At 71.9% G+C, this 24323-nt stretch carries 24 protein-coding genes; 13 read left to right on the top strand and 11 right to left on the bottom strand.

Going from position 1 to position 24323, the window contains the following annotated elements:
- The first annotated feature begins 58 nt into the window (after positions 1 to 58).
- On the top strand, positions 59 to 1009 hold the full coding sequence (gene bla / locus OG490_RS34560; protein WP_330300225.1) for a class A beta-lactamase: 951 nt from the start codon (positions 59 to 61) through the stop codon (positions 1007 to 1009).
- Between the two features lie 85 nt (positions 1010 to 1094).
- On the opposite strand, the gene OG490_RS34555 is transcribed toward bla, so the two are convergent.
- The 5 genes from OG490_RS34555 to OG490_RS34535 form a co-directional block, all read right to left on the bottom strand.
- Positions 1095 to 2174 carry a WD40/YVTN/BNR-like repeat-containing protein gene (locus OG490_RS34555; RefSeq protein ID WP_330300224.1) on the bottom strand — a complete coding sequence of 360 codons (1080 nt, stop codon included), beginning with the start codon at positions 2172 to 2174 and terminating at the stop codon, positions 1095 to 1097.
- 48 nt (positions 2175 to 2222) lie between these two features.
- Positions 2223 to 2918, bottom strand: coding sequence for a glycoside hydrolase family 16 protein (locus OG490_RS34550; protein ID WP_330300223.1), 696 nt, complete (start codon positions 2916 to 2918; stop codon positions 2223 to 2225).
- A 164-nt stretch (positions 2919 to 3082) separates the two neighbouring features.
- Positions 3083 to 4681 (bottom strand): phospholipase, encoded by a 1599-nt coding sequence (locus tag OG490_RS34545; protein ID WP_330300222.1) that lies wholly within the window; start codon positions 4679 to 4681, stop codon positions 3083 to 3085.
- Between the two features lie 269 nt (positions 4682 to 4950).
- Positions 4951 to 6156, bottom strand: a complete 1206-nt coding sequence (locus OG490_RS34540) for an NAD(P)/FAD-dependent oxidoreductase (RefSeq protein ID WP_330300221.1) — start codon at positions 6154 to 6156, stop codon at positions 4951 to 4953.
- 132 nt (positions 6157 to 6288) lie between these two features.
- Entirely contained in the window at positions 6289 to 7182 is an 894-nt protein-coding gene (locus OG490_RS34535; RefSeq protein WP_330300220.1) for a patatin-like phospholipase family protein, read from the bottom strand.
- Positions 7183 to 7295: 113 nt separating this feature from the next.
- On the opposite strand from OG490_RS34535, the gene OG490_RS34530 reads away from it, so the two are divergent.
- Positions 7296 to 7958, top strand: coding sequence for a TetR/AcrR family transcriptional regulator (locus tag OG490_RS34530; RefSeq protein ID WP_330300219.1), 663 nt, complete (start codon positions 7296 to 7298; stop codon positions 7956 to 7958).
- A 23-nt stretch (positions 7959 to 7981) separates the two neighbouring features.
- On the opposite strand, the gene OG490_RS34525 is transcribed toward OG490_RS34530, so the two are convergent.
- The gene (locus OG490_RS34525; RefSeq protein WP_330300218.1) at positions 7982 to 8317 is read right to left on the bottom strand and encodes a hypothetical protein; all 336 of its coding nucleotides are present in this window, start codon (positions 8315 to 8317) and stop codon (positions 7982 to 7984) included.
- A 100-nt stretch (positions 8318 to 8417) separates the two neighbouring features.
- Complete coding sequence (locus OG490_RS34520) at positions 8418 to 8873, bottom strand: ASCH domain-containing protein (RefSeq protein WP_330300217.1); 456 nt, start codon at positions 8871 to 8873, stop codon at positions 8418 to 8420.
- Positions 8874 to 8956: 83 nt separating this feature from the next.
- Here OG490_RS34520 and OG490_RS34515 point away from each other — a divergent pair, with 83 nt between their 5' ends.
- Positions 8957 to 9880, top strand: coding sequence for a transposase family protein (locus tag OG490_RS34515; protein WP_330300216.1), 924 nt, complete (start codon positions 8957 to 8959; stop codon positions 9878 to 9880).
- 40 nt (positions 9881 to 9920) lie between these two features.
- On the opposite strand, the gene OG490_RS34510 is transcribed toward OG490_RS34515, so the two are convergent.
- The gene (locus OG490_RS34510) at positions 9921 to 10379 is read right to left on the bottom strand and encodes a nuclear transport factor 2 family protein (protein WP_330300215.1); all 459 of its coding nucleotides are present in this window, start codon (positions 10377 to 10379) and stop codon (positions 9921 to 9923) included.
- A gap of 116 nt (positions 10380 to 10495) precedes the next feature.
- Between OG490_RS34510 and OG490_RS34505 the strand changes: the two genes are divergently transcribed.
- The 3 genes from OG490_RS34505 (at position 10496) to OG490_RS34495 (ending at position 12843) form a co-directional block, all read left to right on the top strand.
- Complete coding sequence (locus OG490_RS34505; protein ID WP_330300214.1) at positions 10496 to 11068, top strand: TetR/AcrR family transcriptional regulator; 573 nt, start codon at positions 10496 to 10498, stop codon at positions 11066 to 11068.
- Positions 11069 to 11255: 187 nt separating this feature from the next.
- On the top strand, positions 11256 to 11711 hold the full coding sequence (locus OG490_RS34500) for a GNAT family N-acetyltransferase (protein ID WP_330300213.1): 456 nt from the start codon (positions 11256 to 11258) through the stop codon (positions 11709 to 11711).
- A gap of 91 nt (positions 11712 to 11802) precedes the next feature.
- Positions 11803 to 12843 carry a vWA domain-containing protein gene (locus OG490_RS34495; RefSeq protein WP_330300212.1) on the top strand — a complete coding sequence of 347 codons (1041 nt, stop codon included), beginning with the start codon at positions 11803 to 11805 and terminating at the stop codon, positions 12841 to 12843.
- A 42-nt stretch (positions 12844 to 12885) separates the two neighbouring features.
- Here OG490_RS34495 and OG490_RS34490 read toward each other — a convergent pair whose 3' ends face one another.
- On the bottom strand, positions 12886 to 14253 hold the full coding sequence (locus tag OG490_RS34490; protein ID WP_330300211.1) for a M64 family metallopeptidase: 1368 nt from the start codon (positions 14251 to 14253) through the stop codon (positions 12886 to 12888).
- Between the two features lie 139 nt (positions 14254 to 14392).
- Between OG490_RS34490 and OG490_RS34485 the strand changes: the two genes are divergently transcribed.
- Positions 14393 to 15784, top strand: coding sequence for a tetratricopeptide repeat protein (locus tag OG490_RS34485; protein WP_330300210.1), 1392 nt, complete (start codon positions 14393 to 14395; stop codon positions 15782 to 15784).
- Here OG490_RS34485 and OG490_RS34480 read toward each other — a convergent pair.
- Positions 15766 to 16290 (bottom strand): GNAT family N-acetyltransferase, encoded by a 525-nt coding sequence (locus OG490_RS34480; protein ID WP_330300209.1) that lies wholly within the window; start codon positions 16288 to 16290, stop codon positions 15766 to 15768. The genes OG490_RS34485 and OG490_RS34480 overlap by 19 nt on opposite strands.
- 65 nt (positions 16291 to 16355) lie before the next feature.
- Positions 16356 to 16973, bottom strand: a complete 618-nt coding sequence (locus OG490_RS34475; protein ID WP_330300208.1) for a TOPRIM nucleotidyl transferase/hydrolase domain-containing protein — start codon at positions 16971 to 16973, stop codon at positions 16356 to 16358.
- A 108-nt stretch (positions 16974 to 17081) separates the two neighbouring features.
- Here OG490_RS34475 and ligA point away from each other — a divergent pair, with 108 nt between their 5' ends.
- From ligA to OG490_RS34445, 6 genes are all read left to right on the top strand, one after another.
- On the top strand, positions 17082 to 19136 hold the full coding sequence (ligA, locus tag OG490_RS34470; RefSeq protein ID WP_330300207.1) for an NAD-dependent DNA ligase LigA: 2055 nt from the start codon (positions 17082 to 17084) through the stop codon (positions 19134 to 19136).
- A gap of 224 nt (positions 19137 to 19360) precedes the next feature.
- Positions 19361 to 20695: an efflux RND transporter periplasmic adaptor subunit gene (locus OG490_RS34465; RefSeq protein WP_330300206.1), complete on the top strand. Its 1335-nt coding sequence runs from the start codon at positions 19361 to 19363 to the stop codon at positions 20693 to 20695.
- A complete protein-coding gene (locus tag OG490_RS34460; protein WP_330300205.1) occupies positions 20692 to 21498 on the top strand; it encodes an ABC transporter ATP-binding protein in 807 nt (268 codons plus the stop codon). Before OG490_RS34465 ends, OG490_RS34460 begins: the two co-directional genes overlap by 4 nt.
- Complete coding sequence (locus tag OG490_RS34455) at positions 21495 to 22718, top strand: ABC transporter permease (RefSeq protein WP_330300204.1); 1224 nt, start codon at positions 21495 to 21497, stop codon at positions 22716 to 22718. The genes OG490_RS34460 and OG490_RS34455 overlap by 4 nt, the downstream gene beginning before the upstream one ends.
- 32 nt (positions 22719 to 22750) lie before the next feature.
- Positions 22751 to 23566 carry a DUF5666 domain-containing protein gene (locus tag OG490_RS34450; RefSeq protein WP_330300203.1) on the top strand — a complete coding sequence of 272 codons (816 nt, stop codon included), beginning with the start codon at positions 22751 to 22753 and terminating at the stop codon, positions 23564 to 23566.
- 25 nt (positions 23567 to 23591) lie between these two features.
- Positions 23592 to 24323, top strand: coding sequence for a response regulator transcription factor (locus tag OG490_RS34445; protein WP_330300202.1), 732 nt, complete (start codon positions 23592 to 23594; stop codon positions 24321 to 24323).

Raw genomic sequence — 24323 nt, 5'->3', positions numbered from 1 at the left:
TCCTCCCAGAATCCGGGCATACGGTTGGGATCTTGGTCCGGAGAGGAAGAGGACGACCGTGGACATCACAGGAAAGAACCCGTCCCGACGCACCGTGCTCGCGTGGGGGGCCGCGGCGGCTCTGGCGGCGCCGCTGGCGGCGGACGGGAGCGCCTTCGCCGCGACCACGACCACGACCGCGCCCACCGGCGACGGCGGCGGGGACGCGGTGGTGCACCGGCTGGCCGAGCTGGAACGGGAGCACTCCGCCCGGCTGGGCGTCTACGCCCTCGACACCGCCACCGGCCGCACCGTGAAGTACCGGGCGCAGGAGCTCTTCCCGATGTGCTCGGTCTTCAAGACGCTGGCCGTGGCCGCCGTCCTGCGCGACCTCGACCGGGACGGGGAGTTCCTGGCCAAGCGCGTCCACTACTCCGAGCAGGAGGTCACCGCCTCCGGTCACGCCCCGATCACCGGCAAGCCGGAGAACCTCGCCGCCGGAATGACGGTCGCGGAGCTGAGCGACGCCACGATCCGCTTCAGCGACAACGCCGCCGCCAACCTCCTCCTGCGCGAGCTGGGCGGCCCGACCGCCATCACCCGCTTCGCCCGCTCGACCGGGGACCCGACGACCCGTCTGGACCGTTGGGAACCGGACCTGAACTCCGCCGAACCCGGGCGGGTCACCGACACCACCACCCCGCAGGCCATCGGACGGACCTACGAGCGCCTCGTCCTCGGAACCGCGCTCGCGCCCGGGGACCGGCGGCGGCTCACCGGCTGGCTGCTGGGCAACACCACGGGTGGCGAACGGCTGCGGGCCGGTCTGCCGCCGGCCTGGACCGTCGCGGACAAGACCGGAGGAGGGCGGTACGGCACGAACAACGACGTGGCCGTCGCCTGGCCCCCCGGCCGCCCGCCCCTTGTGATCGCGGTCCTGACGACCAAGCCCGGCCCCGACGCCCCGGCCGACAACCCCCTCATCGCCCGGACCGCCGAGCTCCTGGCAGCGGCCCTGACCGGGAGTTGACCGTGCCGACCCCGCCGGACCCGCCGGACCCGCCGACCCCGCCGACCGCGTCGGCCGCTCGGAGCCGGGCCTCAGCCGACGCCCGTCACTCGGACCACGGCCCTCCCCTGCCCGCCCATTCCAGGCGCCCGACCCGCCCCTTCTCCCCCGCCGCCCAGCAGCCGCCGTCCGCCGAGCAGGCGACCGTGTCGAACGACCCCGGGTCCAGCGGCCGCCAGGTGCGGCCGCCGTCCCCGGTCACGTCCGTGCCCGTCGGACCCACCGCCAGAGCCGTGCCGGAGCCGTACGGGAACCAGGCCGCGCCCGAGCGGTAGGCCGGCGGCGGGGTCGGAGCCTGGCGCCAGGTGCGGCCCGCGTCCGAGGACACCGCCGCGGCCTGCGGGGATGCCTGCCCGGTGCGGTAGTCACCGCCGACCGCGAGTCCCCTCGTACGGTCGCGGAAGGCGAGGGCGAAGACCCCGCGCGCCGGATCCCCCGCCGGGACGGTGGAGTCGGCCGCCTGCCAGGTCAGGCCGCGGTCCGCCGAGTGCAGGACCCGTGCGACCGCGCCCCCGCCGGTCGCCAGCCAGACATCGCGGGGCCCGGCGGCCACCAGGCACTGGCCGCTGGCCGCGAAGCCCGCCTCGCCGGGCAGCGCTTCCGGCATCCCGGCGTTCGGCAGGACCCGCCAGCTGCGCCCGCCGTCGTCCGTGGACAGGATGCGGAACTTCCCGTCCACGGGGTCGCTCATCGCGAGCCCGTGCCGGGAGTCGAAGAAGGTGAGGCAGTCGTAGAAGGCCCGCGGGTCGGGGTTGCGGAAGGCTTCGGTCCAGGTGGCACCGCCGTCCTCGGTGCGCAGCACCCTGGAGGCCTCGCCCTCCCCGATGGACAGGGCCACGGCGCGGCGCCCGTCGAAGGCCTCGATGTCCCGCAGTTCCAGCCCGTCCGCGACGGCCCCCGGGGGCGAGACGTCCCGCCAGCTGCGCCCTCCGTCCGAGGTGCGCAGTACGGTTCCCTTGGATCCGGCCACCCAGGCCGTGGACCGGCTGACGGCCGCCAGCCCCCGGAAGCGGGCGTCCTTGCCGGTCTCCTTCAGCGCCCAGGACGCGCCCCGAAGGTCCCGTAACTCATCCGCGGCCTGCGCCGGGGAGGCCACCACCCCCAGCAGCAGAGCCGCCGCGCACATGCCAACTCCCAGAAGTCTCATGGCGCCGGAAGCTAACGCACCGGGGATTCACCGTCCAGGGCGCGTCCGGTACACCCGCAGTTGCGAGACCTCGTAGGACAGCTCCGTGACCGCGGGCTCCGGCGCCGGGTGGTAACGGCCCGCGGAGACCGAGAGGTTGACGATGAGGTACGCGGACCAGCCGCGGCCCACGCCCTTGCCGTCGCTGAAGACGCGTACCCCGTTGACCCACCAGACGACCGAACTCTTCCCGAACTCGACCTTCAGGTCGATCCACGCACCGGGCCGGATCGCCGGGTCGCGGTGGTAGCGGTGCGCCTCGCGGACATGGTTGGAGAGCTCCAGCAGGTCGGGGTTGTCGGGGTGGTACTCGAAGACGTCGATCTCCTGGCCGCCGTCGCGCCAGGTCCAGATCGCGGGCCAGGCGCCCCGCTGCACCGGCAGCTTCACCCGGGCCTCCAGCACGTCGCCGGTGCGCACGGCGAAGTCCTCGTCGCTGCCCTCGGTGGTGAGGAGCCCGCTGTCCCAGTAGCCGTCGGGGCGCAGGGTCGCCCGGAACACCCCGCCGCGGCTGTAGGCGGGGTCGGCGACGAGGTGGTCGAGTTTGTTGTCCCCGGGGTTGACCGGGCCGCCGTCGGGATACGCCCACGAGCGGCCGGCGATCCACTGGGCGGGAGAGGTGAAGTCGGCGGTGAAGACGGGAGCGCGGCGCGGGCGGGCCAGGTGCCGCAGTCGTACGAGCATGTCCGAGACCATGACTGTGATCTGCCCGCCAGCCGCCCCGCCACACCCGGAATTCTCACCTATAGCGATCGAGTCGTGACTCTCCGCTTCGGCGAGGGCGTCCGGCCTGTCGTGGCGGGGCGGCGCGGGGCGGGGCGGGGCGGGGCGGGGCGGCGCGGGGGCCGTCAGCCCTGGCAGAGGCCGCGGGTGTAGTCATAGGTCGCGGTGGCCTGGGAGTACCGCCACTGCGGGTCCAGCAGGTCGCTCTTCAGCTGGGCCGCCGCGGCCGGGCTCTCGACGACGTACCCGAAGTCCTGCAGCCAGGACGGGTAGAGGTTCTTGGAGCCGATGTAGAAGGCCGAACCGTCGACCGACACCAGCTTGTGGTGCTGGGCGTAGGGCTTGCCGTCCGCCCAGGTCGGCTGGTCGGAAGCGCGGAAGGTGGCCAGCTGGAGGTTCTCGCACAGGGCCGTCCGCGCCCGGGCGCCGTCACCGGTGAGGGTCGCCACCCGGCCGCGCAGGGCGTCGCTCACCTCGGAGAGCGACTTGATCTGCGAGTAGCCTCCACTGCCGATCGTCCCGCGGTTCGCCGGGTCGCTCACGACGATGCGGACCTTCACGCCGGAGACGAGCTTCTGGGCGAGGGCGTCGTAGAGGCGCACGTCGTAGCGGGGCAGCGGCGGGCAGGTGGCGTGCACGTCCTGCTGGGAGATCTCGATGTGCGAGGTCGCGCTGGAGACCAGGGCGCGCAGGGCGCTCTCCTCCGGGTTGACGGTGTCGTAGTCCCGGTCGGCGTTGGTGTTGTCGTGGATGCCGATCCCGCACTTGGTGTCGCCGGCCGTGGGCAGGACCGGGCGGAAGGAGGAGGCGGGGTCGTTCTGGCGGATGCCCACGCCGAGACCGCCGACCGCGAGCGCGGGTACGTCCCCTGCCGGCGGGGTGGCGGGCCGGGGCAGCGAGGGCATGCAGCCGGCGCCGGGAGAGGCGGCGAACCAGACCGAGGTCCAGTTGCTCTTGTTGCGGCAGGTCCAGTCCCACAGGGTGTCCAGGTAGCGGCCCGCGGAGCCGGCCGCGGGCCCGGAGAGCGCGAGGTCGACGTCGCTGACCGGGTGGGAGGTCTCGAGGTAGTCGTCCTTCCAGCTGTTGATGCCGCCGGTGATCACCGAACTGCCGTCCACCACGACCAGCTTGGAGTGGTTCCAGGAGAAATCGGTCTTCGAGGTGGTCATCGAGGCCACGTTGAGGGTGATGTTGCCCGCGGCGGCCGGACCCAGCTTGGTGAGCAGTTCGTCCCGGTAGGACGAGGGGATCACCGTGGAGTGGTAGATGGGCGCGGCGCCCACCATGATGCGCACCTTCAACCGGTTGCCCTTCTGGGCGGATTCCCTGAGGCCGGCGACGATCGCCTCCTGGTAGCCGCCGTTGGGGAAGGGCGCCAGCGTCGATATGTCCACCGTCTGCCGGGCGCCGGCGATGTCCTGGCGCATCTTCTCCAGGAGGCGGCGCGATCCGGGCCGGTCCACGCACGCGGCGTCACCCCAGCAGCCGGGCGTCTGGAGCAGCCAGTCGGCGCCTCCGGGCTCGGACGAGCCGAGCCGGTTGCCGGAGGTCCGCTCCCAGACCGAGCCCTCCAGGCCCGGCGAGACCTGGCGCAGGGTCTGCTCGATCGAGTCCAGGTGCGGTGTGGGCGCGTCCGCGGCGGAGGCGGTGGCGCCGAGGAGGGAGAAGCCGAGCGTGAGGGCCGACGCGGAGACGAGGGCGGCCGTACGGGCGGTGCGTGCCAATGTGGTTCCTTGACTGGGGGATGGCTCCGGCCGGGGCATGGTCGGCCACGGCTTCGACCTTGATCAACTCCCGCAAGTTACCAGCAGGTAGCCATCCGTTCGTCCGGCCTGGTCGAGTTCCGGCCACATCACGCGCGGCCGGCAAAGGCCCGCTCCCCGGCCTCCCTCCGTGCCACGGTCCGGCCAGGGCGGGCCGTGGACTTGCTGCGCCTAGGTCGTTTCTTTCGGATCTTGTCGGTCAGGTCCCGGCAAGATCCGAAAGAGACGACCTAGGCCGCCGTCCGTTCGGTGGCGGGCGCCCCGGTGCGCTGGGCTTCGACCAGGTTCTGGCGCGTGCCGCCCCGCGAGTTGAGGTGCAGCTTGTATCCGCCGGGCTTGTGCGCTTCCTCGGCCAGGTGCTTGACGACGACCTTGCACACGAGCTCCTTGAGCTTGGCTCCGGGCCGGCCGTCGATGTTGAACCACACGGCGGCGTCGAGCTTGTCGGCGAACTGGAAGATGCCGGCCTTCCGACCGAGGCTGATGCACTGGGCGCCGAACACCTGGTTGAGGGTCGCGGGCCGCTCCGCCCCTATCCGGCTGAGCACCGTGTCGGCGGCCCGTGCCCCCAGCGGCATCGCGGCCTGGCAGCTCATCCGCAGCGGCAGGCCCGAGGGGGCCGCCGAGTCCCCGGCGGCGACGATGCGTTCGTCGTCCACGCTGGTCAGCGTCTCGTCCGTGAGCAGCCGGCCCAGCACGTCGGTGCTGAGCCCGCTGCGGGCGGCCAGGTCCGGCACGCCGAACCCGGCGGTCCAGATGGTCACCGCGCTCGCCAGCTCGCGGCCGTCGGCGAGCCGTACGGCGTCACGCCTCACGGCGACGACCTTCGCGGCGGGCCCGTCGAGGACGGTCACACCGAGCTTGGCCAGCCGGTTGGCCACCGAGCGCCGGCCCCGGGGGTGCAGGTACGGGCCCAGGACCCCGCCGCAGACCAGGGTCACCGCGCGGCCCTGCTCCGCCAGCTCGGCGGCGGTCTCGATGCCGGTCGGTCCGGCCCCGACCACCGTCACCGCGGCACCTTGCGGGGCCGCTTCGAGCGCGGGGCGCAGCCGCTGCGCGTCCTCCAGGGTGGCGATCGGGTGGGCGAACTCGGCCGCTCCGGGCACGCCCGGGTCGGCGCTTCCGCTGCCGACCGCGTAGACGAGGTAGTCGTAGTCGACCGTGCCGCCCGAAGCCAGCGCCACGTTGCGGCCGGCCGCGTCGATGTCGGAGACGGTGTCGACCACCAGCCGGACGCCCTCGGCCAGGACCTCGCGGTATTCGACGACGGCCTCGTCGGTACCGGCCGCCAACTGGTGCAGCCGGATCCGGTGGACGAAGCTCGCCCGCGGGTTGATCAGGGTCACGCTCACGTCTGCGCGGCCGGTCAGGCGGTTGGCCGCCATGACGCCCGCGTATCCGCCGCCGATGACGAGGACTTCGGTGTTGCCGTTCATGGTCTCTCCTTGTTCGAGCGGTTGTCGGTCTCTAAGACAGGGCACGCCCGCACGCTGTGACACGGTGTGAGGCGGCGTGAGGCAGGTCACTTCGGTCGGCGGTGGTGGGCCACCGCGGTGGGCGGTGGTGGGTCACCGCGCGGTACGGCCGCCGTGCGCCGCCTGCCGTACGGGCCGGTCTTCGGCCCGGGCGTTCCAGACCGCGCGTACGGTGTCCACGCACTCGGCGGCCTGGGTGCGGCCGGCGCGGGCCGCGGCGGCGCAGCGGGTCTGGTCGAGCATGTTGCGGCCGAAGGCCTTGCGCGAGGCGCGGTCGGGGGTGAGGACCGCCACCAGAGTTCCGTCCTCGGCGAGTTCCGCGCCCTGCTCGGTCGCGCTCGGGTGCGGACCCACCGCCTTCGGGATCGGGGCGATGGCGACGACCCGCCGGTGGCCGCGGGCGAGGTGGACATTGGCCGTCGAGCGGCTGCCGCCGTCCATCCAGCGACGGCCGGCCACCGAGACGGGCGGCCAGAGCACGGGCACCGCGCAGCTCGCGGCCACCGCCTCGGGGAGGGTGACGCCCGAGGTGGCGTCGAAGACTTCCAGGGCCCCGGTCCGGGCATCCACCCCGGTCAGGCGCAAGTCCGAGCCCGGCCAGTCCCGTACGCCGCCCAGCAGGACGGCGATCGCCTCGTGGACCGCCGATTCGGGGACGGTGTCGGCGGCCAGCGCGGCCCGGCCGAGGCGCTGCACGGAGCGCTGCGGGTCGCGGGATCCGAGTGCGGCCCAGAGGAAGCGGGCGGTCTGGCCGAGGGTGATCTCGGCGTCGATCTTCGGGGCGCCGTCCAGCTGTTCGGCGTAGAGCTCTTCGGCGCTCAGGCCCGAGGCGAGGCGGGCCCCGAGCACGGAGCCGGCGGAGGTGCCGATCGTGACGTCGGCGCACGAGAGGTCGATGCCCGCTTCGGCCAGTCCGGCCATCATCCCGACCGTCCAGGCGAGGCCGATCGTTCCCCCGCCGCCCAGTACCAAGGCCGTGTCCGCCATTGTTCCCGCCCTTTCCCGAAGCCTAACCGGGGAATGCCCCCCGTTTCCAGGATCGACGATAGCATCGGAACTGGGGAGTACTCCCCGATTTCTTCGGAGGAGTTGGAGCGACGATGACGATGCCCCTGCGGCGCGACGCGCGACGCAACCGCGACCTACTGGTCGAGGCGGCCCGCGAGACCTTCGCGCAGCGCGGACTGGACGCCCCCCTCGACGACATCGCCCGCCGGGCGTGCGTCGGCAACGCCACCCTGTACCGGCATTTCCCCACCCGCGCACAGCTGGTGGAGGCCGTCTTCGAGGGAGCGCTGGCCCACACCGTCACCGCCGGCGCACTGGCGCGGAGCGCCGAAGACGCCTGGACCGGCCTGACCGGGTACCTCGAACAGGTCTTCGCGGGGCTGGCCGCCGACCGCGGCGCCAACGACCTGATGACCACGGGCCTGGACGGCGCCGGCGCGCTGGAGGCCGTGCACGCGCACAACCGCGAGACCCTCGACCTGCTGATCGGGCGCGCGCAGCGGCAGGGCACGGTGCGCGCCGACGTCACCACGCAGGACCTGCTCCTCGCGCTGGCCGCGATCGGCCGGGCCGTCCCGGCCCTGACCGCCGCCGTACCGGACGCCTGGCGCCGCTTCCTCGCCCTCTTCCTCGACGGGCTGCGCGCCACCGCCCCGGCCGATCCGCTGCCCGCGGCCCCGCTGTCCGCCGCCGAACTCGGCCGGGTCCTGCGCGAGCTGGGCCCGCCCCGCAGCCGCCCGGACCGCTCCCCGTGAGACTGACGCAGCCTTCGCCGCCATCACTGCTTCGCGGTGAGCCTGCCGTCGGGTGTGAGGGTGAAGGAAATGCCGCCCAGGGGGGTGACACCATGAACCGTCTCGCCGTACGCGTTGAGGGAGAGCCCCGCGGCTTTGCCGTATTGGAGATCGGCCTGGGCGGCGTGCGCCCAGGAGTTGACCCGCACGTACGCCGTCCCGCCGCCCTCGATCGCTTCACTTCTCCGGGGGCCCCAGCTGCTCTCCGGGTAGAGCGCGGGCGTCTTGCCCTGGTAGAAGCACAGACCCGTGAAAGCCAGCAGGGCGACAACCAGACCCCACAGCATCAACGCACGGGCGCGGCGGGTCTTCAGCGGCATGGGCCTGTCTCCTGGCGGCACGGACGAAGGGTTTGACGAAGGGCTCGGGGAGCCGGGCTCCGCACGGACGCTATCGACGTGGTGAGCGATAGGCGGATGATTAATCGGCGAGGCGAAGGTCGGTGATGATGCGGAAGCGTTTCAGAACCGTCAGCGTCGTGTCGTCCACGGTGAATTCGGGGTCCTCCAACGCGGCGCGCATCTCCTCGCTGTGCCAAAACCGCTCATGGCCCGCCCGCCACTCGGCCACGCTGGTGTCCCCCTCCCCCTCGTCCACCACGTGAGCGAGATCCACCTGCGCCAGCGGGACGACACGCACGCCGGTGATCTCGATGACGGCGACCGGACGGTCATCCGAGTCGATGACCACCGAACGGCTCCCGACTTTCGGCAGGGGCTCCCCCTCATGCTCGTAGTCGACAAGGAGTTCTGTGGTGGAGGTCTTGGAACCGTTGAGGATCGCGGCGACGAGCTGGTCGCGCAGCGGGCCGGGAGAGGCGAACTCGGCCCTGGGTATCGATGCGAGGTTCGCGGGTGGGGTGGTGTCAGTCGTCATGCGGTCACGGTAACTGCCCATGCCGCGCGGGCCGGCAGGAGTGGGCCGTGACGTGGCGGGGACCGCGCGGGTTGGGTGTTGTTGTGACGCAATACCTGGCCCGCACGGCCCTTTCCCATCATATCCGCACTGGTCTGTCCCGGCGTCGACTCGGTGCGCTGATCGGAGAGTTGGCCGGCCCCTGGATGGCCTCCGAAGCAGGGCGGCTCCACGAACGTCGAGGCCACGAGCGTCTGCGCGCGGCCGGTGCCGGACCGAACCACGAGCTGGTGTTCACCGATCGAATGATCGCCACCCTGGTGATCCTGCGCTTTCAACTCCCACACGCCGCCCTGGCCCTGTTCTACGACGTGGACCGCTCCACAGTCACCCGCGCTGTTCACGAGATCCGTCCACTGCTTGCCGCACGGGGCTTCGCCGTTCCCGGCCAGCCCGACCTGCGGCTTCGCACGCTTGCGGACGTGTTCGCGTACGGCGCGGCCAAGAGCGTCGAGCTGCGGATCGACGGCACCGAGGTCCAGGTCCGCCGCCCGCGGGCGAACAAGCCCGGCCGCCGCGCCTTCGTCTCGGGCAAGCGCAGGCAGAACACCAAGAAGGCCACCGTCATCACCGACGGGAAGGGCCGCACGCTGTGGACCGGGGCGTTCCGGCCCGGCCGCATGCATGATCAGACAGCGTTGAAGACCGAGGGCATCTGGGATCTGTTCGAGCAGTTCCCCGGAGTCAGGGCCAAGGTCGACGCCGGCTATCTGGGCCTGGCCAGAGATTTCCCCAACCAGGTCGAGGCGCCTCCGAAGAAACCGAGCAGGGACGCCACCCCCGAGGAACTGGCCGTCTGGGAAGGGGTCCGACACCAGCAGTCCTCGGGGCGGATCTGCGTCGAGCACGGCAACGCCGAGCACAAGCAGTGGCGGCCCCTGCAACGCTGGATCGGGCGCCGCGAGTACTACGACGAGATTCACTCGGCCGTCGCCGGCCTGGTCTCCGACCGTGCCGCCGAGAGGTGATCACCCACCCGAAGACTCTCCAGGCCAGCACGCCCCACCCTCAATCGCGCACCACGTTGTATGCGTTTTCCAGCGCCGCCACCTGATCGGGCAGGTTGCCGCCGGCCACGATGAGGGCCAGGTGGTCGTGGTAGTCCCGGCTGCCGACGATCAGGCCGTCGCGGACCCGCAGTACCTGGACGTTGGCGGATTCGAACTTCCGGCCGGTCACCCGGTGGTGCACCCGGTAGTCGAACTCGGCGACGATCACCTCCGCGTCGTCCGTTTCCCGGACGCCCACGTTCACCGGGGTCAGTTCCACGGGCGAACCCGCCGCGACCTGCGCGAACCGTTCCTTGAGCGCGGCCCGCCCCTCGATCCGGCGGGGCCCGACCGGCTCGAAGACGGTCTCCACCACCGCGTCCTCGGCGTAGAGCTCGGACAGCTCGGTGTACCGCCCCTCCGCTATGCCCTCGATCAGTTGCTGGAAGACCTCGCGCGGTGACAGCGTTCCGGACATGATCAACCTCCAGTGGGAACCACGGGTAGAATCGGACTAGCGACTCCGTTTCGACGATACGGACTGAGTAGTCCGGTTGTCCAGACGCGCGATCGACGGGAAAGGGCGGTGGAGGAATGGGTGGCGCTCAGGAACGCCCGCTGCGGGCGGACGCGGCTCGCAACCGGGCCCGGCTGCTGGACGTGGCCACGGAGGTGTTCACCACCAGCGGTGTCGGCGTACCCACGGAACAGATCGCCCGGGCCGCCGGAGTCGGAGTCGGCACGCTCTTCCGGCACTTCCCGACCAAGGAGGCACTGCTGGTGGCCGTCATGGTGCGCCGAATGGAGACCATGGCGGATCGGACCGCGGAACTGGCCTCCGAAGCCGGGCCCACCGAAGCCTTCTTCGCCTGCTTCCGCCTGGTGGTCGAACAGTCCGCGGGCAAGGGCGAGTTCACCCGGGCCCTCGGCGCCGCCGGGGTCGACGCACACGCCGCGCTGCAGGCGCCGACCCTCGAAATCCAGTCCCGGCTCACCGAGTTGCTGGCCCGGGCGCAGCAGGCCGGGGCCGTCCGCCCGGAGCTGGGCCTGCCGGAGCTCTTCGCCCTCCTGACCGGCACCGGCGCGGCGGTGGAACAGCTCGGGGCGGATCCGGGGGCCCGCGAGCTGATCTTCAAGGTGGTCTTCGACGGGCTCAGGCCGAACTGACCTGTGCGCCGAAGCGAACCGGTGCGCCGAAGCGAACCGGTTCCGCCGCAGCCGGGGACCCCTCCATGTCGGCGGTCCGGCGGCCCGCATTTCGACAGCGCGGCGCGTTCCCCCGCGGTCGCGCTGCGCGATGATCGATGACCGGACCACAGGGTCCGCGTCCGTCCGATCACAGGAGTTCCCCGCCATGTCCGACATCATCGTCCGCGCCCCCCGGGCCGAGGACTTCGCGCAGTGGCGTGCCCTCTACCGCGGTTACGCCGACTTCTACGCGGTGGAGCAGACCGAGGAGGCCGCCGCGACCGTGTGGGCGTGGATCGCCGACCCCGGGCACGAGGTCGGCGCCCTGGTCGCCGAGGACACGGACGGCCGCCTGCTCGGCCTGGCCCACTACCGTCCGTTCGCCCGGCCGCTCTCCGCGACCGTCGGCTGCTTCCTCGACGACCTGTTCGTCGCACCCGAGCACCGCGGTTCGGGCGCGGCCGACCTGCTGCTCGGCGCCCTGCGCGCGATGGCCGCGGAGCGGGGCTGGAGCGTGGTCCGCTGGATCACCGCCGATGACAACCACCGGGCCCGGTCGAAGTACGACCAAGTGGCCACGCGGACCATGTGGGTGACGTACGACATGGCCCCGCTCGGCTGATGTGGGGCTCTGCCCCGGCCCGGGATCCAAGGTCGATTGTCAGTGGTGGCTGAGAGGATAGGAGCATCCAGTCGGAGAACGGGGAGTGCTCATGTCCGGAAACCAGAACTTCATCAATCACGTTGCCCTTGTGTTGGACGCCAGTTCGTCCATGTCCCATCTGAGCGGCAAGGTGGTCGAGGTCGCCGACCAGCAGATTTCCTATCTGGCCCGCCGGTCCCAGGAATTGGACCAGGAAACCCGTGTCACCGTTTATGTCTTCGCGGACAAGGTGAGTTGCGTCATCTACGACAAGGACGTGCTGCGGATGCCGTCCCTGAAGCAGATGTACCGGGTCGGCGGAATGACGGCGCTGCTCGCGGCCACGCTCAAGTCGCAGCGGGAGCTGGCGCAGACGGCGCAGCTGTACGGCGACCACAGCTTCCTGACGTTCGTCCTGACCGACGGGCAGGAGAACGCGAGCCACCGCTGCCCCGACGCCCCCACCAGGGATCCTCGTGAACTGGTGCAGGCCGTGGCCAAGATGGTCGAGACGCAGGAGGACAACTGGACGCTGGCCGTCCTCGTGCCGGACCAGATGGGCAAGCGCGAGGCCATGCAGTGCGGTTTCCCGAAGAACAACATCGCCATGTGGGACGCCACGAGCACCCAGGGGCTCGAAGAGGCCGGGCAGGTGATCCAGGAAGCCACGGAGAAATTCATGGTGGGCCGCACCAAAGGCATCCGGGGATCGCGGGCCGTATTCTCCACCGGCGCCGAGACCGTGAACAAGGACACCATCAAGGCGGCCGGCCTCACTCCGGCGAATCCGTCGGAGTACCAGCTGATTCCGGTGGCGCGCGAAGCCGCGATCCGGGACTGGGTCGTCGAATCCGGGCACAATTACCGCACCGGTTGCGCGTTTTATCAGCTGAGCAAGTCGGAGAAGATCCAGGCGCGAAAGCAGATCGCGGTGTTGGAGAAGAAGACGGACCGGGTGTACACCGGTCCGGAGGCCCGAGCCGTACTCGGACTTCCGGACGCGGAGGTCCGCATCAAGCCGGACCACAACGACGACTTCACGATCTTCGTGCAGAGCACCAGCGTGAACCGGAAGCTGGTGCCGAACACCCGGCTCCTGTTCATGGTCTGACGCCTCGCGCCCGGCCGGGCGGCCGGCGGCGGCGGCCGGTGCCTACCTGCGGACGTTCCAGTCGGTGGTGGAGTGCAGCGTGCGGGCGATCTTCGGGTCGCGGACCGACGGGGTGCGGTCCTCCGCGGTGACCGTCAGTTTGTGCGTGCGGAGGTCGGACAGCCGCAAGTCCGCGACCGGAACCTCTGTCCGGCCTTCCATGCGCTTCAGCTCCCGGCCGTCGAGGTACCAGCGGACCACGAGCTGCCGACCGTCCGCGCCGGTCAGCCGGGGTACGGCCGCCTTCGCGGTCTGGCGCAGCCGCAGGGTGCGGTCCGTCGGAGTGAGCGGGGTGACGAGCTTCGCGTGCTTGTAGAAGCCGGCGATCATCGACTCGACGCCGGGGAGGTTGAAGGGCTTGCCCAGAACCCTCATGATCGAGCTGTCGGTGGGCCGTTGGAGCCCGGTGACGAAGTATCCGCCTCCCTCGTAGGCTCCGACCGTGCCGCCGTCCGGTGAGGTCTCGCCCAGCCAGCGGTACCACTTGGCCCGCTCCTGGGCCATCCGGTCGGCGGGCAGCGTGGAGATGTTGGACTCGGCCGGTTCGGGGCCGGTGTACTGCTCGTAGTCCGGAACTCCGGGGTAGAAGTATTCGTCGGCGAGCTTGCCGAGCGAGTGGCCGGTCTCGTGGATGGCGACCTGGCCGGACTTGGCGTTGTCCGCCGAGGCGGTGGATATGCCCTCGTATCCGAGGGTGGCGCTGGGCTCGTTGTAGCCCGCGCCGCCGTACTTGGCGCTGTTGGCCAGGACGATGACGAGGTCGGCCTGCGGCGCCTTCGCCACGTAGGCGTCGACCTTGGGCTGGTCTATGCACAGCAGCCGCTCGATGGCCTCGCACCAGAAGTACGCGCCGAGGGCCGTGTCGCGGACGGTTCCCCGGTCCGGGTCGCCGGTGACGCCGGAGTCGTGGGAGACGGCGTCGACCGTCCAGACGTTGAAGAGGTTCTGGTAGGTGGTGTAGGGCTCGACGGCAGTCACCTCGGCCCATTTGGCCTTGGCATCGGTGTGGAACTTCGACAGCTCGGCCGCGGTGTAGCCGTCGCCGACGATGACCACGTCGAGGCGGTCGGCGGTGGGTCCGTTGGCAACGAGCTCGGCGACCTCGCCGTCCGCGGCCCGCTCCGCCTCGGAGAGCCGGGCGCCGGTCTTGGCCCCGGAGCCGCCGCCCGCGCCCACCGGTACGAGCGCGTGCCCCGATCCGGCGTCACCGCCCTGCTCCGGCCCCGGAACCTCCACCGCCACCCGGCGTGCGGCGTCCGGCACCTCGGCGGCGCGAGCGGTCCCGGCGGCCAGCAGCGCGAGGGTCGCGCAGAGCGCCGCGAATGCTCCGCGCAGGGCCGGCCCGGCGGTCGGCCGTCTGACGTGACGCATGAAGTCCTCCTGGGGGAAAGGAAGTTAAGCATCCATGTAAGTGAAGTGAATCGGTTGCTTAAGTTAGGTGGCGCACGACGGGTGCGCAATGGCCTGCTCCCCCTGAATACTGGGCAGTTCGAGCAACGAGGGGGACTCCATGGACGAACCGGCCGAAATCGGCCGCAGGGTTCAGCGCATGCGCACCGAACTCGGCCTGACCCAACGAAAATTGGCGGAGCCCTCGTACACTCCGGCCTACATCTCGACGCTCGAGTCGGGCAAGGTGCGGCCCTCCGAGGCGGCGCTGCGCTTCCTCGCCGGACGCCTGGGCACCTCCTACGAGGAACTGGCCACCGGACGCCCCACCCATCTGGCCACCGAGCTGCGCCTCGCCCTCACCGACGCCCAGCAGGTCCTGGCCTCCGGCGCGTCCGACGAGGCCGCCGTGCGCTACCGGCGGCTCCTCGCCGAAGCCGAGCACCTCGGGCTCACCGAGGAGCGCATCTGCGCACTGCTCGGACTCGGCGACTGCGCACTGGAGTCGGGTGAACTGACCGGCGCCATAGCTCACTTCGAGGCGGCCGAGCGTCTTCTGGCGGGTGAGCCGCTCCCCCGGCGGGCCCGCCCGATCCGCGGCCGCGCCGTCGCGCACCTGCTCGCCGGGGAGCTGCGCTACGCCTGCTACCTGCTCGAGTCCACCATCGACGAGCTGGGAGCAAGCGGACTGGCCGACCCCGAGGCGCTGGTGCTGCTCTACTCCGCGGTCATCGGGCCGTACATCGACATGGGCGCCCACGCCCGGGCCGCCCACGCCGCCGAACTCGCCCTGTCGCTGGCCCCTGGAGTCGGCGACCCGGCCCTGGTGGCGGGCATGCACCGGCAGGTCGCGCGGACGTTCCTGACCGAGGGACGGGTGGCCGACGCCGACGCCTCGATCGCCAAGGCGCAGGCGATCTACGGTCAGCTACAGCTGCGGACCGACCTGGCGCACTGCCACTGGATGCGCGGCTACCTGCACGCCCAGAACGGTGATCTCTCGCGCGCCGAACGGGAATTGCGCACGGCCCGGGAGATGCTCTCGGCCGGCCGCGCGGCCCTGTACACCGCCCAGGTGGAGGTCGAACTGGCCGACGTACTGCGCCGGCTCGGCCGGTACGAGGAGGCCGCCGGGCTGCTCTCGGCCCTTCTCGCCCTGGGCGACAGCCACGGAGCCGTGCACGCGGGCGGGGCGCACCGGCTCCTGGGGCTGATGGCGGAGGAGCGCGGCGAGAACGAGTCCGCCGAGGAACACTACGTGCAGGCCCTGGCGCTGTTGGAGCGGAGTGGGGCCACGGGCGACCTCGCGGACCTGTGCCGGCTCCTGGGCGACCTGCTGCGCAGGTCCGGCCGGACCGAGGCGGCCCTGGACGCGTACCGGACGGGCCTGGGCCACCGGGCGGCTCCCGGGACCACCACCCTGGGGCCGGCGCCCGCAGTGCCGGCGCCCGCAGTGCCGGCGTTCCCGCCGCATCCCGCCGCGGGCTCGAGCGGCTACAGATCGATCCAGTAGCGCCGCTTGGGACCGATCAGGGTCTCCCGGACGTCCTCCAGCACCCCGCCGTTGCTCTCGATCGTGCGGATCGAGGCACGGTTGTCCGGGTCGCAGGTGAGCAGCACCCGGTCCATGCCCAGCAGCCGCGCCTCGTGCAGGACCTCGGCCAGGGCCCAGGTGGCGAGGCCTCGGCGGCGGGCCGAGGGCCGGATGCTGTAGCCGATGTGGCCGCCCGCATCGAGCAGGAATCCGTTGAGGTAGTGCCGGAGGTCGATGGCTCCCAGGTACTCGTCGCCCTCGGCGATCCACCAGTACGTGGCGTGGACGCGTCCGTGCTCGACCGGCAGGGTGCGGTCCCCGTACCGCTTCAGCCGCTCCGTCCATGCGGCGAAGCCCTCCCGGCTGTCCACCTCGTCGTCGGAGCCGAGGCCGGCGCCGTCCATGTGGGCGTCGTCGCCCCACTCCTCCTGCGCGGCGAGCCACGATGCGTACAGGCGGGGGGTGGGCGTGATCAGCTCAGGCATGATCGGACGATAACAGTCCCGGGATCGGCATCGGTCCTGGCCGCAGGCCTGCAGGCGCTGCGTGCCTACAGGCCCATGAGGAGGTCGTCGAGCGGGGCCGGCACCTGTTCGGGGCGCAGCGCCTCGACCAGGAGGCGGCCGTAGCGGATCTTGCGGCCCTTCTTCGTTCCGAGGAAGCGCCGCAACTTCTGCCCCTGGGGGCGGCCGTGCTGTGCGGGCTGTCCCAGGAAGGTCTGCCAGGCCCGGAGGTCGCCTTCGGCCCGGACGACTTCCTCGACCCGCTCCGTGCCCAGCGCTCGGATGAGCTCGTCCTCCAGGTCCGTCACGCACACGGAGAAGTCCCGGTGCGGAGCCCCTGCGCGCTCGAGGCCCCGCTCGTAGAAGCCCTGTTCCCGCTCGTCGCACAGGCCCGCCAGGCGCAGCCCGAGGCCCGGCGGCCCGAGGAGGCCGGCGTAGCGGGCGATGCTCATGGCCCCGCCCATCGATACGACGCACACGCCCTCGGCGGCGAGGTCCCGGCCGCGCCGTGCGGCCAGCGCCTCAACGGCGGCCAGGTCGCTGGGCCCTTCCAGCAGCACCGCCGTCCGTACGCCCAAGCGCTCGGCCAGTTCACCTGTCGGCCCGCCCGGTCCGCCGTTCGCCCAGTCCCCGACCGCGTCCCGAAACGCACTCATGTCCGCCATGGAGCGAGTCTGCGCCCCGCACCGGACACGGGCACCCGATTTTCGACGGCGCCCGGAGCTCCCCAGGCCGTCCGGCCATTGTCAGTGCCCCACGAGAGGATCACTCCCATGACGATTCTTTCCGCCGATGAGGCTCTGTCCAGCCGTACCGCGTACGAGTCCGCGCTCGCTGTCCTGCGTGCGGCCTCGCAGGCTTATTACGGTGACGGCGACAGTGCTCTGGACGACGTCTCCTACGACCGGCTGCGGCTGGCCGTCCTGGCCTGGGAGAACGAGAACCCCGGCGAGGTCTCCGCCGACTCCCCCACCGGCCTGGTCGCCGACGGGGCCGCCCCGGCCGGGGACGTCGCACACACCGTCCGCCTGCTGAGCCTGGACAACGTCTTCGACGCCGAGGGCCTCCTGGCCTGGGGCGCATCGGTCGAGCGCCGGCTGGGCCGCGCCCCGGAGGGCGGGTTCACCGTCGAGCCGAAGATCGACGGCGCGGCGGTGGCCGCCCGGTACCGCGACGGCCGCCTGGTCCAGATCATCACCCGCGGCGACGGCAGTCACGGCGAGGACATCAGCCACGTGATCGGCCAGATCGACGGGCTGCCCGAGCAGCTTGCCGGGGCGGCCACCTTCGAGGTCCGCGGGGAGGTGGCCTTCACCCAGGAGCAGTTCGAAAGGGCGAACGCGGTCCGGACCGCCCACGGCGCGCAGGTCTTCGCCAACCCCCGCAACGGCACGGCGGGCACGCTGAGGGCCAAGGACCGGCCGTACCGGCTCGAGCTGACGTTCTGGGCCTACGGCGCCGTGGAACTGGACGGCGCACCGTTCCTGCCCGTCGCGGGGACCCATGCCGAGACCCTGGCCGCGGTGGCCGCGGCCGGGGTGCGGACGACCGCGGCCACCGCGGCCGGGCTGGGCCTGGTCGCCGATCTCGCCGGGGCGCAGCGGCGGATCGACGGGATCGCCGCCCTGCGCGCGGAGCTGCCGGTCGGCATCGACGGCGTGGTGGTCAAGCTGAACGACACCGTCGAGCAGGAGGCGGCCGGGGTCGGCAGCCGTTTCCCGCACTGGGCGATCGCGGTCAAGCTGCCCGCGGTCGAGCGGCAGACGGTGCTGGAGGAGGTCGTGTGGGAGGTCGGTCGCACGGGGGTCCTCGCTCCGACCGCGCTGCTCTCGCCGGTCGAGATAGACGGCTCCACCGTCACTCGGGCCACCCTGCACAACCCGGCCGACATCCGCCGGCGCGATCTGCACCTCGGCGACACGGTGACGGTGTACAAGGCGGGGGACATCATCCCGCGGGTGCAGGCGGCCGTGGTCCGGCTCCGTCCCGCCGGGGCCGTGCGGGTGCCGCTGCCCGAGGCCTGCCCCCGCTGCGGCGGGGAGATCGACAAGACCCAGGAGCGGTGGCGCTGCGCGAAGGGCACCACGTGCGCGCTCCCGGCGCTGATCGAGTACGCCGGCGGGCGCGAGATGCTCGACATCGACGGCCTGGGCAAGACGTACGTGGCGGCCCTGGTCGAGTCGGGCGATGTCACCGATGTCGCCGACCTCTTCACCCTGACCCTCGAGCAGCTGACCGTCGCGGCCGGCAGTGCCAAGCGGGCCGCCAAGCTCGCCGAGCAGATCGCGGCGGCCAAGTCCCGGCCGCTCAACCGCGTCTTCTGCGCCCTGGGCGTGCTCGGTACCGGGCGCAGCATGTCGCGTCGCATCGCCCGGCACTTCGGCACCATGGAGGCGATCCGCGAGGCCGACGCGGCCGTGATGCAGGACGTGGAGGGGATCGGCCCGGAGAAGGCCCCGGTCATCGTCGAGCAGGTCGCCGCCCTGGCCCCCGTCATCGACAAGCTGATCGCGGCGGGCGTCAACATGATCGAGCCCGAAGGTCCGTCGGCGGTGCCGGGCGGGGGTCCGCTGGACGGCAAGGTCGTCGTGGTCACCGGCAAGATGGCGGGCCGGCTGGACGGCTTCGGCCGGTCCGAGATGAATGCCCTCATCGAGAAGGCGGGCGGGCGCGCGGGCAGCAGCGTCAACTCCAAGACCTCCCTCCTCGTCGCCGCGCCTTCCGCGAGCGGCAAGCCGAGCTCCAAGGCCGTCAAGGCCGCCGAGGCCGGTGTCGAGGTCCTCACGCCGGAGGCCTTCGCGGAGCTGGTCGCCGACTACCTGTCCTGACCGAACCGGGTCTGACCTGGCCCGACCTGACGTGGCCTGCCCGAGGGGCCGGGGCTGGGAGTTCCCTGACAGTGCGGGGGCTCCGGCGCCCCCGGGAGCCCGAAGCTCCGTACCGGACGCACCCTATGGGTCCCTGTGCCCCGGTTCGACCGGGAGCGACACTCCCAGGGAACTCCCAGGAAGCTCCCAGACCCCGCAAAGTACGGGCGGCCAGGATCCGCTCCATGAAGGTGCTCCCACGGCGGCGCAGGGCCGTCCTGATCAATTCGGTGCTCGGAGTGGCGGTCCTCGCGGGCGCCGGCGGCGCGTACGCGGCGGTCTCCGGCGACAGCGGCGGTCCGGCGCGCGATGCCGCGCGGACCGTGGCGGTCACCAAGGGCACCGTCCTCGCGACGGTCTCCGGTGCGGGTTCGCTGAGCTCGCCGAGCGATGCCGGGGTGAACTTCACCACCGGCGGTCGGCTCACCGAGGTCGGCGTCAAGGCCGGAGACAAGGTCACCAAGGGGCAGCTGCTCGGAAAGGTCGACGCGACCACGGCGACCGAGACGCTCAACCAGGCCCGGGCCGCGCTGACCGCGGCTCAGGCCAACCTCACCAAGGCTGAGGCCGGACAGGTGAGTTCGGCTCCGAGCAGCGGCAGCTCGTCCTCGCGGGGCGGTTCCGCCTCCACTCCCGTGCCGGCCGCGACCCCGACCGTGGATCCGGCGCAGCTGGCCCAGGCCCGCGCCCAGCTCACCCAGGCGCAGAACGCGGTGGACGCCGCGCAGCGCGCCGTGGACGGGACGGTGCTGAAGGCGCCGGCCGACGGGACGGTGGCTTCGGTCTCGGCGAAGGTGGGCGACACGGTCACCGGAACGAACGGCACCGGCAGCGGTTCGAGTGGCGGAAGCGGCGGATCGGGCGGCAACTCGGCTTCGTCCAGCGCCGGTTCCTCCTCCACCCTGTCCGGGTTCGTGGTTCTCACCAACCCGTCCGGGATGCAGGTGACGGCGAGCTTCTCGGAGGCCGACGCCCTCAAGCTCAAGCCCGGCCAGCCGGCGACGGTCACCCTCAACGCGATGTCCGGGAAGACCCTCAACGCGCAGGTCCTGTCGGTCAGTTCCCTACCGGTGAGCAGCGGATCCTCCTCCGGAGGCGGCAACGCGAGCGGCGGGAGCGCCGTGCAGTACTCGGCCACCCTCACCATCACGAGCCCCACCGCCGACCTGCGCAGCGGCCTCAGCACCAGCATCCAGGTCGTCGTCGGCGAGGCGTCCGGCGCCCTCTCGGTGCCGGCCGCGGCCGTGTCCGGGACCGGGGAGAACCGTACGGTCACCGTGGTCAAGGCCGACGGCACGACCGTACGCACGCCGGTCACCCTGGGTCTCGAAGGCGACAGCGCCGACCAGGTCGTGAGCGGACTGACCGAGGGCGAGCAGGTGCAGTTGGCCCCGGTGTCCTCGGCCGGCAACGGCGGCTTCCCCAGCGGAACCTTCCCCGGCGGCGCCGGGGCCGGCGGCGCCCGCAACCGCGGGGGCACGGGTGCGCGTACCACTGGCGGCGGGGGTGGCCGCGGATGACGCCGCCGGTGATCGAGGTCCGCGCGCTGTTCAAGACGTACGGGCACGGCGACGCCGTGGTCCGCGCGCTGGGCGGGCCGCGCGATCCCGCCACGGGCCACCGGCCCGGCGTCGAACTCCTCGTGGAGCAGGGTGACTTCGTCGCGGTCATGGGCAGCTCGGGTTCCGGCAAGTCGACCCTGATGAACATCCTCGGCTGCCTGGACGTGCCCACCGCGGGCCGCTACCTGCTCGACGGGATCGATGTGGGCGGCCTGGACGAACACCAGCTCTCGCTGGTCCGCAACCGCAAGATCGGCTTCGTGTTCCAGTCGTTCAACCTGGTGCCCCGCACCACCGCCCTCGCCCAGGTGGAACTGCCGCTGGCGTACGCCGGGGTGAAGGCCGCCGAGCGGCGGCGCCGAGCGGCGGCCGCGCTCACCCTCGTCGGCCTGGCCGACCGGATGGACCACCGGCCCAACGAACTCTCCGGAGGCCAGCAGCAGCGCGTGGCCCTGGCCCGCGCGCTCGTCACCGCTCCCGCGATGCTGCTCGCCGACGAGCCGACCGGAAATCTGGACAGCCGCAGTACCGAGGAGGTCCTGGCCATCGTGGACCGGCTCAACGCCTCGGGCCGCACCGTCGTCCTGATCACCCACGAGGACGAGGTGGCCCGGCACGCCAAGCGGGTCCTGCGCCTGGTGGACGGGCAGATCGTCGAGGACGTCCGGCAGGCACCCGTCGACGGGCCCCCGCCCGCGATGCGCGGGCAGCACGAGATGCACGGGCTGTCCGAGGCCGCGGTGTCCGGAGGTCTCCGGTGAACCCGTTCCAGACGCTGCGCTTCGCCTTCGGCGGCCTCGCGGCGAACAAGGTGCGCTCCGCGCTGACGATGCTGGGGGTGCTGATCGGCGTCGCGGCGGTGATCCTGCTGCTCGCCGTCGGCAACGGCTCCTCGCAGGCGGTGAAGGACTCCATCGAGAAGCTCGGCACCAACGCCCTGACCGTCTCCTCCGGGAGCGGATTCGGCGGCTCGCGCTCCGGAGCCGGTTCCGCGGGCTCCACTAAGCCGCTGACCGTCGAGGACGCGCGGGCGCTCGCCGACCCCTCGGCCGCCCCGCACGTCGCGTCGGTGGCGCCCGAGGTCACCACTTCGCAGACCGCTCTCTACGAGGGCTCCTCGCACACGGTCGGCCAGGTCGTCGGCACCTACCCGGCGTACTTCAAGGCCTCCAACAGCAAGGTGGCCAAGGGCGACTACTTCAGCGGTGACGACGTACTGGCCTCCCGCAAGGTGGCCGTGATCGGTTCGACGACCGCCACCGACCTGTTCGGCACGGTCGATCCGGTCGGCAAGAAGGTGGTGCTCGGCGGTACGCCGTTCACCGTGGTCGGGGTGCTCGCCACCAAGGGCGGTACGGGGTTCCAGGACCCGGACGACGTGGTGGTCGCGCCGCTGCCCACCGTGCAGAACGCCTTCACCGGCTTCGGCTCGGTCGGCCAGATCCTGGTCGAGGCCAAGTCGGCGGACGCGACGACGGCGGCGCAGAGCGAGATCACGAGCGTCCTGATGGCGCGGCACGGCATCAAGGACCCGGCCGCGCTGGACTTCCGGGTCGCCAGCCAGGCGTCCCTGCTGACCACGCAGGCCTCGACGAACAAGACCTTCACCGTGCTGCTGGGCGCGGTCGCGGCGATCTCCCTGCTGGTCGGAGGGATCGGCATCACCAACATCATGCTGGTGACGGTCACCGAGCGGACGCGTGAGATCGGCATCCGCAAGGCGATCGGGGCGCCCCGCGGGGTCATCCTCGGCCAGTTCCTCGCCGAGTCGACGCTGCTCTCGCTGATCGGCGGCGGGCTGGGCGTAGCGGCCGGACTGATCGGCTCGCACTTCACGATCGTCGGCATCAAGCCGGTCGTCATACCGGAGTCGGTCGTCGGAGCCTTCGCCATCGCGGTGGTGATCGGCCTGTTCTTCGGCGGCTATCCGGCCAACCGGGCCGCGAGCCTGCGGCCCATCGAAGCACTGCGGCACGAGTGAGCCCACACGTGCGGGGACAGGGAGAGAGTGACATGGCACGACGCCGTACCGAACTGGAGAAGCAGCCGCATGAGGCGGGCGAGGACCGGTTCACGCCGTTCTCCGAGGTGTTCGCCGACTCGGCCGCCGACTCGGCGACTGCGGAGCAACCCTCCGTGGAAGGTCCCGCCGCGGGACCCGCGGAAGATCCCGAGGAGATCCTCGCCGAGCCCCCGGACACCCGGGACATCTCGGCGGAGCTCGCCGCTCCGCCCCGGCCGCGGCTGCCCTGGCTGAGGCTGCTGCTCTCCGGCGGGGTGGTGGCCGGGCTGGCGTTCGCCGGGGGCGCCCTGGTGGAGAAGGGACAACTGCAGGGCTCGGCCGGATCGGGATCCGGATCCGCGTCCGCCGGGCGCAATCCGGCTGCCGGGGCGGGCGGCCAGGGGCGTACGGGCTTCGGCCAGGGCGGTACGGGCGCGGGCGGCCAGCGGCAGGGATCCGGCGGGCAGGGTGCCGGCGGGCAGGGCCAGGGCACCACCGGGCAGGGCCGCACGGGAACCGGGCAGAACGGTTCGCGGCAGGGGTCCGGGGGTGCGACGGGCGGGCTGGGCGCCGGGGCCGGCTTCACCACCGGTACGGTGAAGCTCGTCGACGGCACCACCCTCTACGTCACGGACGCCCAGGGCAACGTCGTCAAGATCACCACCGACAACAACACCCAGATCACCGAAGCCAAGAGCGGCAAGGTGTCCGACCTCCAGCCGGGTCAGACCGTGACCGTGCGCGGCAGCCAGAGCCCCTCGGGCGATGTCGCCGCGACCACCGTCGCCCAGGGCGTCGGGGGAGGTTTCGGCGGCGGACGGGGCTGAGCGCGAGAGGAAGGAGACACCCCTTTTGGACAGGGACACCGCCACGCCCGAGGCGAGCCTGCTGGTCGTCGACGACGAGCCGAACATCCGGGAGCTGCTCTCCGCCTCGCTGCGGTTCGTGGGCTTCAAGGTCACCTCGGCGGCGAACGGCGCCGACGCGCTGGCGGCGGTCGCCGAGGAGCGGCCGGATCTGGTGGTGCTCGATGTGATGCTGCCCGACATCAGCGGGTTCGCCGTGGTGCGGAGGCTGCGCGAAGTGGCCGGCTCCGCACCGGGGGCCGAGCACCTGCCGGTGCTCTTCCTCACCGCGAAGGACGGCGTGGACGACAAGATCAGCGGGCTGACGGCCGGCGGCGACGACTACGTCACCAAGCCGTTCAGCCTGGAGGAGCTGATCGCCCGGATCCGCGCGATCCTGCGCCGCACCGGCGGCCCCGCGGGCGAGGGGCGCCTGGTCGCGGGCGACCTCGAACTGGACCCGGTGGGCCACCAGGTGCTGCGTGGCGGCCGGCCCGTCTCCCTGTCCCCCACCGAGTTCAAACTGCTCGCGTACCTGATGACCCACGCCGATCGCGTGGTCTCCAAGATGCAGATCCTGGAGCACGTGTGGGCGTACGACTTCGGCGGCGACCTCAGCATCGTCGAGTCGTACATCTCCTACGTGCGCCGCAAGGTGGACTCGGGCGCGGACGGCTCGCCCAAGCTCATCCACACCGTGCGCGGCATCGGGTACGTGCTGCGCCGCCCGCAGGGCTGA

Origin of the sequence: Streptomyces sp. NBC_00503 (genome assembly GCF_036346895.1) — a bacterium.
GTDB lineage: Bacteria > Actinomycetota > Actinomycetes > Streptomycetales > Streptomycetaceae > Streptomyces.
Note: the sequence above shows the minus strand (reverse complement) of the source record. Positions and strands in the feature narration are given on the sequence as shown.